The 14241-nt window shown below is 38.5% G+C and carries 9 protein-coding genes and 1 pseudogene; 8 read left to right on the top strand and 2 right to left on the bottom strand.

What is annotated here, in order from left to right; all coding sequences use genetic code 11:
* Nucleotides 1–44: 44 nt before the first annotated feature.
* The 5 genes from AQF98_RS05365 to AQF98_RS05345 all read left to right on the top strand — a co-directional run bounded on the left by AQF98_RS05365 (nucleotide 45) and on the right by AQF98_RS05345 (nucleotide 9962).
* Nucleotides 45–4376 (top strand): CusA/CzcA family heavy metal efflux RND transporter, encoded by a 4332-nt coding sequence (locus AQF98_RS05365; RefSeq protein ID WP_055130893.1) that lies wholly within the window; start codon nucleotides 45–47, stop codon nucleotides 4374–4376.
* A gap of 3 nt (nucleotides 4377–4379) precedes the next feature.
* Nucleotides 4380–5516, top strand: coding sequence for an efflux RND transporter periplasmic adaptor subunit (locus AQF98_RS05360; protein ID WP_055130892.1), 1137 nt, complete (start codon nucleotides 4380–4382; stop codon nucleotides 5514–5516).
* 269 nt (nucleotides 5517–5785) lie between these two features.
* Nucleotides 5786–7258 carry an ankyrin repeat domain-containing protein gene (locus AQF98_RS05355; RefSeq protein ID WP_055130891.1) on the top strand — a complete coding sequence of 491 codons (1473 nt, stop codon included), beginning with the start codon at nucleotides 5786–5788 and terminating at the stop codon, nucleotides 7256–7258.
* 2 nt (nucleotides 7259–7260) lie between these two features.
* Entirely contained in the window at nucleotides 7261–7752 is a 492-nt protein-coding gene (locus AQF98_RS05350) for a DUF2271 domain-containing protein (protein WP_055130890.1), read from the top strand.
* 14 nt (nucleotides 7753–7766) lie between these two features.
* Entirely contained in the window at nucleotides 7767–9962 is a 2196-nt protein-coding gene (locus tag AQF98_RS05345; protein ID WP_055130889.1) for a PepSY domain-containing protein, read from the top strand.
* Between the two features lie 58 nt (nucleotides 9963–10020).
* Here AQF98_RS05345 and AQF98_RS05340 read toward each other — a convergent pair whose 3' ends face one another.
* Complete coding sequence (locus AQF98_RS05340) at nucleotides 10021–11010, bottom strand: FAD:protein FMN transferase (RefSeq protein ID WP_082434913.1); 990 nt, start codon at nucleotides 11008–11010, stop codon at nucleotides 10021–10023.
* Nucleotides 11011–11106: 96 nt separating this feature from the next.
* On the opposite strand from AQF98_RS05340, the pseudogene AQF98_RS05335 reads away from it, so the two are divergent.
* Nucleotides 11107–11838: pseudogene (locus AQF98_RS05335) on the top strand (superoxide dismutase).
* 90 nt (nucleotides 11839–11928) lie between these two features.
* Here AQF98_RS05335 and AQF98_RS05330 read toward each other — a convergent pair.
* The gene (locus tag AQF98_RS05330) at nucleotides 11929–12660 is read right to left on the bottom strand and encodes a LytTR family DNA-binding domain-containing protein (protein ID WP_055130887.1); all 732 of its coding nucleotides are present in this window, start codon (nucleotides 12658–12660) and stop codon (nucleotides 11929–11931) included.
* A 502-nt stretch (nucleotides 12661–13162) separates the two neighbouring features.
* Here AQF98_RS05330 and AQF98_RS05325 point away from each other — a divergent pair.
* Together AQF98_RS05325 and AQF98_RS05320 are read left to right on the top strand one after the other, a co-directional pair.
* Nucleotides 13163–13348 carry a hypothetical protein gene (locus AQF98_RS05325; RefSeq protein WP_055130886.1) on the top strand — a complete coding sequence of 62 codons (186 nt, stop codon included), beginning with the start codon at nucleotides 13163–13165 and terminating at the stop codon, nucleotides 13346–13348.
* Entirely contained in the window at nucleotides 13341–14210 is an 870-nt protein-coding gene (locus AQF98_RS05320) for a hypothetical protein (protein WP_055130885.1), read from the top strand. Before AQF98_RS05325 ends, AQF98_RS05320 begins: the two co-directional genes overlap by 8 nt.
* Nucleotides 14211–14241: the final 31 nt, after the last annotated feature.

Raw genomic sequence — 14241 nt, 5'->3', positions numbered from 1 at the left:
GGTTTTGGACCTTATCGAATGAGCATCAATTAAACTTAATTTTCATGTTGAATAAAATTATTGGGTTTTCTGTAAAGAATAAACTCATTGTTGCGCTATTTACCATAGCGTTAGTCATCTACGGCGTTTTTGAATTGACCAAACTCCCGGTAGATGCTGTACCAGACATTACTAATAATCAGGTACAGATCATTACCACGGCACCTTCTTATGGGGCCACAGATATCGAAAGGTTGGTTACCTTTCCAGTTGAACAGGCCAGCAGTAATATTGCAGGCATTAAAGAGATCAGGAGCTATAGCCGCTTTGGTCTGTCTTTGGTTACTTTAGTATTTAATGATGATGTAGATATCTATTGGGCCCGACAGCAGGTTTCTGAGCGCTTGCTAACCGTACAGGCCAACATCCCAGAGGGGATAGGCAAACCAGAAATGGGCCCCATCTCTACCGGATTGGGAGAAATTTACCAATATGTAGTGAAAGCCAAAAAAGGCTACGAAAAACAATACGACATTACCGAACTCCGTACGTTACAAGATTGGGTGGTACGCCGACAGCTTTTAGGGGTAAAAGGTGTTGCCGAAGTAAGTAGTTTTGGAGGTAAGTTAAAGCAGTACGAAGTAGCCATTAACCCCAATCAGCTCCAGGCACATGGCATTACCATAGCCGATGTATTCAATGCCTTAGAGGGCAACAACCAAAATACAGGCGGTTCTTATATCGAAAAACAAGAAACGGTGTTGTACATCAGAAGCGAAGGACTGATTACCAGCAAAGAAGACATTGAAAATGTAGTGGTTAAAAACACCCAGAATCGGGTTCCTTTATTGATCAGAGATGTAGCAGAAGTTAAAATCGGTGCCGCCACCAGATACGGCGCATTAATTTATAACAACGAAGGAGAGGTTTCTGGAGCTATTGTAATGATGCTCAAAGGGGCCAATAGCAATGTGGTGATCGAAAACATCAAACATAAAATTGCCGAAATACAGAAAACCCTCCCAGAAGGGGTAGTGATCGAGCCATTTTTAGACCGTACAGATATGGTGAGCAATGCCATCAACACGGTACAGACCAATTTATTGGAGGGGGCATTGATTGTGGTTTTTGTACTGGTGCTTTTCTTGGGCAATTTTAGGGCAGGTTTATTGGTGGCCTCCGTAATTCCACTTTCTATGCTGTTTGCCATTATCATGATGAACCTTTTTGGTGTAAGTGGCAACCTGATGAGCCTTGGCGCCCTAGATTTTGGTCTAATTGTAGATGGTGCCGTAATTATCGTAGAAGCCGTAATGCACCAGCTGAGCCACCATAAAAAACTCGGTGGATTAACCCTCTTTACGCAACACGAAATGGACAAGGAAGTGAAAAGTGCCTCTTCCAAAATGATGAACAGCGCTGTATTTGGGCAGATCATTATCCTGATCGTTTACCTACCTATTTTTAGTTTACAAGGTATTGAAGGAAAAATGTTTAAACCAATGGCACAAACGGTAGCTTTTGCCTTGTTAGGTGCCTTTATCCTTTCGTTAACTTATATCCCAATGGTAAGCAGTGTGTTCTTGAGCAAGAAAATTTCTTTGAAAAAGAACTTCTCAGATCGGGCAATGGCCAAAATAGAAAGTAAGTACAGTAACTTATTGCAAAAAGCATTAACTATTCCAAAAATACTCATTACCGTAGTGATCAGTTTATTTGTGGTGGCGGTTTTTTTATTGACCCGTTTGGGTGGCGAATTTATCCCATCCATTGAAGAAGGAGATTATGCGGTAGAAACCAGGGTCCTTTCTGGTAGCAACCTCAATACTACTATAGAAAATGTACAAAAAGTAGCGGCCATTTTAAAGTCGAGGTTCCCGGAGGTGAAAAACATTGTAACCAAAATTGGAAGCAGTGAGGTGCCAACAGAACCTTTGCCAATGGATATGGGCGATATGATCATCAACCTCAAGAAAAAGAGCGAATGGACTTCTGCTAAAACATTCGAAGAGCTTTCTGAAAAGATGGGTAAAGCAGCCAACGAAGTACCTGGTGTGACCACTAGTTTTCAGTTTCCGGTGCAGATGCGTTTCAATGAGCTCATGACAGGGGCAAGGCAAGATGTAGTCTGTAAAATATTTGGAGAAGATCTCGATACCCTGGGTATTTATGCCAAACAGCTCGGCAATATTGTACGCGGAGTTGAGGGGACAACCGAGTTGTATGTAGAACAGATTACCGGAACTCCACAAATTGTGATCAAGTACAACCGTGCTGCCATTGCAAAATATGGGCTTAACATTGCCGATATCAATAAAAATGTAAATGCTGCATTTGCGGGGCAAAGTACAGGGTTGGTATTTGAAGGCGAAAAACGTTTCGAACTGGTAGTGAGGTTGCAGAATGAGAAAAGAACAGATATTACCGATGTACAGAATTTGTTAATCCCAACAGCCAATGGCCAACAAATTCCTTTAACTCAGGTAGCCGAGGTAGAATTGGTAGACAGCCCGAGCCAGATCCAAAGAGAAGATACCCGAAGAAGAGTATTGGTTGGTTTCAATGTAAATGGTAGAGATGTAGAGAGTATTGTTAAAGAGCTTCAAGAACAGGTAGACCAGAAAATAAAACTGCCTACCGGATACACGATTAGTTATGGTGGTTCTTTTGAAAACCTGAATGAGGCCAAATCCAGACTTTCGGTAGCGGTTCCGGTATCGTTGATCTTGATCTTTTTGTTGCTCTATTTTGCCTTCGATTCGATCAAGTATGGCCTTTTGATCTATACAGCCATTCCATTATCTGCTATTGGGGGCATTTTCTTATTGGCCTTGCGGGGCATGCCGTTTAGCATTAGTGCTGGTGTAGGTTTTATTGCGCTATTCGGCATTGCCGTACTCAACGGAATTGTATTGGTGGCAGAGTTTAACAGGATTAAAAAGACAGGAGAACAAGACATGAAAAAAATTGTACTGCAAGGAACGGTAACCAGGTTACGACCGGTGTTAATGACCGCTTTTGTAGCTTCATTAGGGTTTTTGCCAATGGCCATTAGTAATGGGGCAGGGGCAGCTGTACAAAGACCATTGGCTACCGTAGTAATTGGTGGCCTAATGATTGCCACTTTGTTAACCTTGTTTGTACTGCCTATTTTATATATCAGTTTTGAAAAAGGCCTGAAAATAAGCAAATCAAAAAAACAGGTCGTGGCAACAACGTTATTACTTTTTGTATTGATGATACCTGCCCAAGCGCAAAAAAGGATCGGTTTAAACGAAGCAATTGAAATGGCGATGACCAATAATCTGAGCATTAAAGGGCAGCAATTAAGAGCAGAACAAGCCAAGCAATTGATCAAAACGGCAACAGATTTACCACAAACAAGTTTAATGGGCGAATATGGAAAGTTCAATAGCCCTTTTGTTGATGACCGCTTGAGCATTAGCCAAAGTTTTAGTTTCCCTACGGTTTATAGCAGACAAAAAGATAAACTAACCGAAGAATGGAAGGTTAGCCTGCTCCAGATTGACCTTAAACAAGCAGAAATTAAAAAACTAACAACCACAATTTTTTATGAAATGTTGTTGGTGCAAGAGCAAAAAAAAGTATTGGATACCATTAACAGTGCTTACCAAGAATTTTCTAGAGTGGCCAATTTGCGTTTAAAAACTGGGGAAAGTAATGTATTGGAAAAAGCAAGTGCTGCCAACCAATCTACCCAAATTGGGATACAGCTAAAAGGACTGCAAAAAGAGTTTGGCCTATTGCAACAACAATTAATGTTATTGACCAATAGTAGCGAATTGTTACAAGCACAAGCCAATAGTTACCAATTGGGTTTACCAACATTGGATACGGCTGCACTAGCCCAGCATCCTTATTTAAAAATGCAGCTGCAAAATGAGCAAATAGCAACGGCCAGCACCAAACTGGCACAAGCTCAATTGCTGCCAGAGCTTTTGTTGGGTTATAACAATATGAGCATTCAAGATGGAACACATACCCGTAGCGATAGGTTCAATTCGGTGCAATTGGGTATTGGCATCCCACTTTTTGCTGGGGCACAGAAAGCCCGGATCAAGTCGGCCAAAACGCAAGAAGCCATTGCTAAAAATGAAAGTACCCTAATCAGAAAACAATTGCAGACAGAAATGCAAGATGCATATCATCAGTTTTTAAGAAACCGTGAAATTGTAATGGAATTTGAAAATACGGCAATCAAAAATGCAAAAACGATTACCAATACCTTAAACAGGCAATTACAGAATGGCGAAATCAATTACCTAGAATGGACGGTGCTTAACCAACAAGCAATGGAGCTCAAACTAGCTTATTTAAATGCCGTTAAAGATTTGAACAATAGTGTTATCCAATTGAATTATCTCTTATCAAAATAAAAAATGAAGCAATTACTTATTAAATATGCCTGTATCATCTGTCTTGTAAATATATTGGGTTGTAGTGGAAGCTCAAAACCAGAACCAAAAGCTCAACCTGTACTAGTTGATGAGGATATGGTGCAGTTGAGTGCAGCACAGGCCAAACAGATCGATTTGATGGTTGAAGAAATACAGCCAAGAAAAATGAGCGCCACATTAAAGCTCAATGGCCAGATTGATGTGCCACCTCAAAATTTAATCTCCGTGAGCGTGCCTTTAGGTGGTTACCTCAAATCATCCAGTTTATTACCTGGTACGCAGGTAAGCAAAGGTCAATTATTAGCAGTGATGGAAGATCCGCAATATATCCAGTTGCAGCAAGATTACCTGATCATTAAAAACAAAGTAGCTTTTGCTACTAAAGAGTATGCTCGACAAAAAGAGCTGAACATAGGTAAGGCGAATAGCGATAAAGTGGTGCAACAGGCCGAAAATGAACTGAGACAATTGACGATCGAAAGTCAGGGATTGGCCGAGAAATTGAGATTAATTGGGCTCAATCCTGCGCAGCTTACAGAAAATAAGATCAGCAGAACAATCAATATCTATTCGCCCATTAACGGTTATGTAAGTAAGGTAAATGTGAACATCGGTAAATATGTAACCCCATCAGATGTGATTTTTGAATTGGTCAATCCAACAGATATTCATTTGAACCTGATCGTTTTCGAAAAAGACCTTCACCTGCTTAAAATAGGGCAACAGGTAACAGCCTATGCCAATACCAAACCAGAACAGAAATATAACACCAAAATTGTGTTGGTTAGCCACTCCTTAAATAGCGATAGAAGTACTGAGGTACATTGCCATATTGAAAAATACGATAAGGCATTGGCGCCTGGCATGTATATGAATGCTGAGGTACAACTAGACCATAAAGAAGTAGAGGCTTTGCCCAATGCAGCAATTGTAAATTTCGAAAACAAAGATTTTGTATTTGTGGCATTGGCAGATCAAACTTTTAAAATGACGGCCATTAGCAAAGGCCAGTCGGTAGATGGTTTTACTGCGGTTGATTCGACTTTAAAAGGCAAAAAGGTGGTGATAAAAGGAGCATACTCTCTTTTAATGAAACTCAAAAATACCATCGACGAATAGTTGTAGCGTTACAACAAATTAAAAACCAAAAGGATTGCTTGATACAGGCAATCCTTTTTTTATACCCCTGCGATGTAGTCAATACCTCCTAAAGCTTGTTTTTTGACCTGTTTTGTAAAAAAGAAGTGATGAAACACCACGCATTGAACAAATGAGGTTTAATTTTTTCTAACACTATTCTTATTTAGACTAATTCTTATTAAATTTGCTGAGCGCATTCATCTCCACCTATGCTAGCCCATCTTCATTAAAAAAATAGATCACAAACAATGAGAAAAATCGTTTTCACCCTACTTACCCTCCTCTCTTTGTCCGTGTATGGACAAAAAAATGTTTTTCACGACCAGGCTTTCTGGAAGGAGAGCCCAACTTTAGAAAGAATCAAAGCCGAAATTGCTAAAGGTAACAGCCCATCTGAGCAAAATACACAAGGTGCTGATGCAGTGGTTACAGCGATCAATGCACAAGCTGCCAACGAGTCTATCCAGTTTCTTTTAACACAAAATGGAAACAATGTAAATAAAATCATCAATAATGGTCGTACCTATATGTTTTGGGCAGCCCTTAGAGGCAATGTAACACTAATGGAGTATTTGATTGCTAAAGGCGCTAAAGTGAACGTTAAAGATGAAGTTGGTTATACCGTTTTAACTTATGCCGCATCTGGCGGACAAACCAATACAAAGGTATACGACATTTGCATCAGTCAAGGTTCAGATCCTAAAAAAGAACGTGTACGTGGTGGGGCCAACGCCTTGTTATTGGTAGCCCCATACGATAAAGATTTTTCGCTCATCAGCTATTTCATAGCAAAAGGAGTAGATGTAAAAAGTACAGACTCAACAGGTAATACCGCTTTTGATTTTGCGCTGAGATCGGCAACGGTTCCAGTATTGAAAGCCTTGGTAGCAAAAGGAGTGAAGTATAGCCCAAATGCGATGGTTACGGCTAGTATTGGCTCTCGTGCCGGAAGCAATTCATTAGAGGTATACCAATATTTAGAAGAATTGAAATTAGATCCTAAAGCAAGCAATGCCAATGGCGATAATGCGCTTCACTATGTAGCCAGACGTGCAAAACAGGACGAGATCATCAACTATTTCTTGGCCAAAGGTTTGGATATCAATCAGCCTAACAATGATGGGATAACTCCATTTATGAATGCGGCCAGTGCAAATACATCGGTTGAAAGTATAACAATGTTGCTTCCTATGGTAAAGAACATTAACCAAACAAACAAAAAAGGAACTTCTGCTTTGGCCATGGCGGTGCGTAGAAATACACCAGAAGTGGTCAAACTATTGATTGAAAAAGGCGCAGACGTAAAGGTTATTGATGCCGATGGCTATAACCTTGCTTATTATTTGGTGCCATCGTACAATGCACAAAGACCAGAAGCTTTTGAAGCCAAATTGAAAGTATTGCAAGACAAAGGTTTTGATATTGCTGCAACACAGGGCAATGGCAATACTTTATATCACCTTGTGCTGGTAAGAAACGGTTTGCCTTTACTGAAACGGATTGAAGGTTTTAAAGTAGATGTAAACGCTAAAAACAAAGAAGGTTTGGCGCCATTGCATAAAGCAGCCATGACAGCCAAAGACGATACCATTCTTAAATATTTGCTGGCTATTGGTGCAAAAAAAGACGTGACAACCGACTTTAAAGAAACGGCATTTGATTTGGCCCACGAAAACGAATACTTAACTAAACAACACATCTCAATTGATTTTTTAAAATAGATATGAATAACCTTAATAAAATAGTCCTAGCAATTGCTTTAGTCTTCATGATCCCTTTTACCTCAGCCGCACAAAAACCAGGCGTTACCAAATACAAATGCATGGTACAAATGACCAATTACGTTGGCGAGGCAGCCTATATCGTAGTTTCTTTAGTTAACCCCGCTGGTGCTTACGAGAAAACCTTATATGTAATGGGACCCGATAAAAAATGGTATACCCATATCAAAGAATGGCACAAGTTTAACACCAAAAAACCAGCCAACATCAGTGCCATTACTGGTGCATCTGTAGCGGGTGGAGACCGTAGTGTAACCACTTTTGAAATAGAGGATTCGAAAATCAATGCTGGTTATAAACTGAGATTCGAAACTGCAGTAGAAGATAAGGAGTACCATGTAAAAGACATCGAAATTCCATTAACCAAAGAAGGGCTTTCTGGAAAAACCGAAGGAACAAACTATATCCGTTACGTAAGATTTAGTGCGAATTAAGAGTAACTGAACATATGACGATTTCAATTTGGAGATATAGCCATTTAGTTTTGGCTTTATCTTCTTTTCTTATCATTGCATTGGCTTCCATTACAGGAATTATCCTTGCTTTTGAGCCAGTTTCAATAAAGACACTGCCATACAAGGTGGAGAATTTTAATCAGGTTACCCTGGCCGAAGCCATACCTGCACTTAAAAAAAGTTTTGAAGAAATTACCGATGTAACTGTTGATGCCAATCAATTTGTAGTGGTAAAAGGTATTGACCTAAATGGTGATGATGTAACAGTTTACGTTGACCCAAGAACAGGTAAAAGTTTAGGTGTTCCGCAAAAGAAAAGTGAATTTTTTCAGTGGGTAACTTCTTTTCACCGTTCTCTTTTTTTAAATGAATTGGGTCGGTTCTTTATCGGTCTTACAGCCTTTTTGTTATTATTGATTACCGTTTCGGGTATTGTGCTCATTATCCAAAGGCAAAGAGGTATTAAACGCTTCTTTACCAAAATTGTAAGAGAAAACTTTGCACAATACTACCATGTTACCTTAGGGCGTTTGCTGTTGATCCCGATTCTCATCATCACCCTTAGCGGAACTTATTTATCGTTGGTACGTTTTAAAATCATCCCCGATTTTACCGTATCACAAAAAGTAGATTTTGATGCGATTAAGTCAAAGCCTGAAAAAAAGCTAGCAGATTTTTCTATTTTTAAAAACATCCATTTATCGGAAGTCAACTCTATAGAATTTCCGTTTTCAGAAGATGTAGAAGATTATTTTACACTGAAGTTAAAAGATCGGGAGTTAACAGTTAATCAGGTTACTGGCGATACCCTTACCGAAGTATTATACCCTACAACTGTGCTGTTAACCAATTTAAGCCTTGATTTACATACTGGCAGAATCAATGCGGTATGGGCCATTGTTTTGGCTATTGCTTCGGCCAATATTTTGTTTTTTATCTATTCTGGTTTTGCCATTACCTTAAAGCGCAGAGCAGGGAATGTTAGAAACAAATACAAAAAGGACGAATGTAACTATATCATTTTGGTAGGTTCTGAAAATGGCACTACCAATCGTTTTGCCAAAGCCATTTATCAACAACTGATCAAAAATGGAGAAAAATGTTTCTTAACAGAGTTGAATAATTATTCGGTTTTTGCCAAGGCAGAGCATTTAATTGTATTGACCGCTACTTATGGTTTGGGTGATGCACCCACGAATGCCAATAAATTTATGGAGCTGCTTAAAAAATATCCACAACCTTTAAAAGTTGATTTTTCGGTATTAGGTTTCGGCTCAAAATCTTATCCCGATTTTTGTAAATATGCCTTTGAGATCAATAATGCATTGTCTGTACAAGAGTGGGCAACACCTTTGTTAGAAATACATACCGTTAATGATAAATCTCCTGAAGAATTTGGTCAATGGGCTACGCTTTGGTCACAAAAAACAGCAATGCCATTTGAGGTTTCTCCTAAATTGTTTGCCATCAAACCAAAACGTTTGCAAAAACTAATGGTAACAGAAAAAACAACCATTGCTCATGAAGAGGGCTCATTTTTGATCCATCTGAAACCTAAGCGCAGACTTCGCTTTACCTCGGGCGACCTTTTGGCAATCTACCCTGCAAGCGACCATAGAGAACGTTTGTATTCGATAGGTAAAGTAAATAAGGCTGTACAATTAAGTGTAAAACTACACGCCAATGGTTTAGGCTCTGGCTATTTGTACCAACTTGAACCTGGGCAAACCATTAAAGCCAGCATCAATCCTAATCCACATTTTAATTTCCCTAAAAAAGCATCCACAGTGATCATGATCTCTAATGGAACAGGTATTGCACCGTTTTTGGGAATGATTGACGATAACCATAAAAAAGTAAACTGCCATTTGTATTGCGGTTTCAGGGCAGCTACTTCGTTTGAGCTTTATCAGGAGGCTATGGATAAAAATTTAGCCAATCAGAAACTGCAGAGTTTAAATTTAGCCTACTCTAGAGAGGGCAATAAACAATATGTAAACGATCTGGTACGTCGCGATAAAGATTTGATAGCAGAAGCCATGCAAAAAGACGGAGTGATCATGATCTGTGGCTCATTGGCCATGCAAAAAGATGTAATTGAACTATTGGAAACCATCTTCCAGCAAAGCGACAATAAAGAAGTAAGTTATTATCAATCGCACAATCGGATATTGATGGATTGTTATTAAGTATTTCATGTCAAAAGCGTGGTTCGTGGTGACACGAACCACGCTTTTTGTTTTAACTTTATTTGACCAAATATTTCGAGATGTTCAAATTTGGTGAAGTATAAGTCTTCCCCTCATCTGTAATCAAGATACAGCTCATTTTTGGATAACGTTTCAACAACTGCAGACCTGCCTTTTTACCCATTACCATAATAGAAGTACTCAATCCATTTGCCATTTCGGCACTAGGGCCAAAAACAGTAACGCTGCATAAGCCTGTAGCAGGGTAACCAGTTTTAGGGTTGATAATGTGTGCATATCGTTTGCCATTAAACACCACAAACTTCTCGTAACTACCAGAGGTAACTACTGCTCCATGTGCTAAAGGAACTATCGCCATAAGCTCGTTTGTGTTTTTTGGATTGGTAATGCCAATATTCCATGGTGTACCATCGGGTTGTTTGCCCCAAGTGTTCATATCGCCAGATCCATTTACAATACCAGCTTTCACCCCTTTGGCCAACATCATTTCTCTGCATCTATCGGCAGCATAACCCTCTCCCAATGCACCAAAGCCAATTTTCATCCCTTTTAGTTTCAAAAAAATGGTGCTGTTCTTTTGGTCTAAGATGATGTTTTGGTAGCCCACTTTTTCAACCGATTTTTTTATGGCCTCTGGTGTAGGCATTTTTACCATAGAACCATCAAATTTCCAGATCCTATCCATCGCAGCAAAGCTGATGTCGAAAGCGCCACCAGTAAGTTTAGATAATTTAATTGCCCTTTGGGTAAGCTCAAAAACTTCTTTGTCTACTTTAACAGGGGCAATGCCTGCATTTTGATTGACTTTAGATACTTGTGTATAAGGACGCCAATCTGAGATGAGGTTTTCTATCCTGGTTACTTCTGCAATTACCACATCGATATTGGCTTCTGCGGCAGCAGAGTCTTTGTCAATAATGGTAATGTCGAACCTGCTGCCCATTAGGGTTACCGCTCTCTTTCTCAATACCTGCGAAAAAGATGTAAGACTAGAAAGGAGTAGGGCAATCAATAAAAGCTTTTTCATGTTCAATTCAACGTTTTGGATAATAATTTGAACAAAAATAACGTTTATTTAGATTAATTATAAATAATAATCTACATTTGATTTAAACCTAAAGATATGGATCAGCAAAATAGACGTATTTTTTTAAAACAGACCTTTAGCCTTGGCGTAGGCGCAGTGGTATTGCCAAGTCTTTCTGTTTTTACTGCCTTTGGTGCTCAAAATGTAAGCACTGCAAATGCGCAAGCACCGTTTCAGTTTACTCAGGTTAAATTACCTTATAACTACGATGCTTTGGCACCTTATATTGATGCCCTTACCATGGAAATCCACTATTCGAAACACCATACGGCTTATATCAAAAATGTGAATGAAGCATTGGTTAAAGAAAACCTCAGCTTTGCTAATGAGTTTGATTTTTTTAACCAAACATCTCGTTTATCTGCAAAATTAAGAAACAATGGAGGTGGTGCTTGGAACCATAATTTCTTTTGGGAGTGTATGCAACCAGCTAATGCCACCGCACCATCTGGAGCACTTAAAAACGCAATTGAAAAATCATTTGGATCTGTAGATCAGTTTAAAACATTGTTTACACAAGCTGCTCTGGGGCAATTTGGTTCTGGCTGGGCTTGGCTCATCAATGATTAAGGCAATTTAAAAATTACGGCAACCCCTAATCAAGATAATCCACTGATGGACGATGCACCAGTAAAAGGAAAACCATTGTTGGCCCTAGATGTGTGGGAACATGCCTATTACCTCAACTATCAGAACAAAAGAAACGACTATATCTCTGCTTGGTGGCAGGTGGTAAACTGGGATGAAGTAGCCCGTCGTTTGGTATAAATGGCTTAACCTGGTTGGTTGATGAAGTCCTGTTTACCCATGCCATTTCAATGTGGTGTGGGTAACGCAGGCACAAATTAAAACAGAAACTCAACTTAAAGAATTGCTGCCTAAAAATTGTTGAAACGACTGTTTGAATGTGGTTCCAATGCTAATTTCGTAATTATTTGTGAGCACGATATTGTTTCCATGAATAGATTGGATGTGCTTTTTAGCTACAATATGAGATTTATGTACCCGAATAAAATTGTTGTTGTGCCTTAGGGCGTATTCAACATCTTTCATAGAGTTATGTTGTACATATTGGGTAAGCGTGGTCTGTACAACTACATAATGTTCTAGGGCATTAATAGAAATAATATCATCGCATTTTACTTGCAGGTATTTGCCATTACTTGCCGATTTGATAAATAGAATATCTTTATTAGCCCCAGGAAATTCTTCTTTTGGTGGCTCTATTAGCCTATTGATCGTTTCTGCAAACTTTTGTTCAGAAAAAGGCTTCAATAGATATTGGTTACAAAGCACATCATAAGCCTGTAGGCTGTATTTGGCATGTCCGGTTACAAAAATCAACTTGTCTACCTTATCTCTAATCACCGAAGCAAGCTCTAGCCCAGATATTTTTGGCATATCAATATCTAATAAAAGAAAATCGATAGGTACTTTTGAAGCCGAAATTTCTTTAATTGCCTCCAAGGGATCATCATAGGTATGTAGTAGTTCTAGATAAGGCAAGTTGGCAATGCATTTTTTTAACTTTTCAATGCAATGCGGTTCATCATCAACAATTACACAAGAGAATTTTTGGGTAGGGTTCATAAGTTATTTGGGGCCAACTCTTCTTTACTGTTATTTTAAATTCTAATGTACAGATAACTTGTTAGAGTTCTGTTGCTTAATGAAAAATATATCCTTAAAATTTAAAAGATATGGATGTTAATGTATGAAAAATGGCAGTTAATGTATTAAATATGTAGTTTCAAGAAAAAAGTTCTTTGTAAATGCGCAGGCTACCTAAATTCGTTTACAAACCCTTACTAGCAAATTGTACGAACATGAATTTGTTTTTGGCTAAACTTTAGCTGCAAAATTGCTTGAATACTACTACCCATGTGTGATAGATAGCCATGTGCTATGCTGTCAATACAAATTAATTAACTGATCAAATTATTGGTATCAAAATGATAAAATCCAGAGAGAGGATAAGGAGTAGATGGTTTCGGATATCCCTATACCAAATAAGTTGAAATATTTACCTTATCATGAAGACAAAAGAAATGTAGTCCATAAATCCTAAGTCAAATTTTAACGCTCTCTCCAAATGAAAAAAAAATTGACAACCATCTCGGTGATGGATATGTTAGCGCTAATGGTACCAGTTAATGGCATTAAACAAGATGCATTTTTGGTATGGATGTATACAAAAGGTAGTTCTGGAAATAAATTGCGATATCCCAAATACAATTGGATAACGGAATTAAATTTTTTAGCTACCAAACGTGGCTGAAGAAAAACTGATCGTTATTGGTTGTGATGACAATACAACCATGTTCTCTATCTTAAATAGGATAAAGGACACTAATTTCTTTGTGCCCAATGTCATCTCTGTGACCAGAACATCTGATCTGATGACCATTGCCAGATCAATGAACCCCGATCTATTGATCATGTGTTTTCGCAACAACCAAAATGCGCTGAGCGACTTTAATATCTTTGTTAAAAAACCAGAGATTCCAATTCTTTGTCTAACCCGTAAATTTGAGAGTGAAATTTTAGGTGTAACCCAAACCAATATTGTATTTGCCTACCCATTAGAGCATTTGGCCAATAACGAATATTTCAATTCTACCGTTAATTCTATATTTCTAATGCGGTCAAAGCCTTTGCCAAAGGTAGAAGAACCTCATTTTACAGTTCCTGTAGCTAGAAATGCACCACCAGAAAATCATCGAAACTTGAGTAGATATGCTTTAGAGCTCGATCAGAAAGTAGAAGTATTGCTAAAAATAAAAAACCGGATCTCGAATCTTTATCCAAATGTTGACGATCCGACCAAAGCAGAATTAACTTCTATTGTTAATTCTATTAAAATGGCCGCCCACGACCACAAACTGTGGGAAGATTTTAAAGTTTATTTTGAGCAGACCAATCCTTATTTTTTATCGCAGCTGGCCAAAAAATATCCATCGTTAACTGCCATAGACCTCAAATATTGTTGTTATCTGGTGATGAATATGTCTAATGACGATATCAAGAGTTTGTTGGGAATTAACCAAGAAAGTGTGCGTACCCACAAATACCGTTTAAAAAAGAAAATGTCTCTGCCTAAAGATCAAGACCTTAAAGGTTTCTTAAGATCTGTAGGTTAATTTGCCTTTAGGTTTTTCTACTAAAAATAGA

It is taken from the genome of Pedobacter sp. Hv1 (genome assembly GCF_001412215.1).
Lineage (GTDB): Bacteria > Bacteroidota > Bacteroidia > Sphingobacteriales > Sphingobacteriaceae > Pedobacter.
Note: the sequence above shows the minus strand (reverse complement) of the source record. Positions and strands in the feature narration are given on the sequence as shown.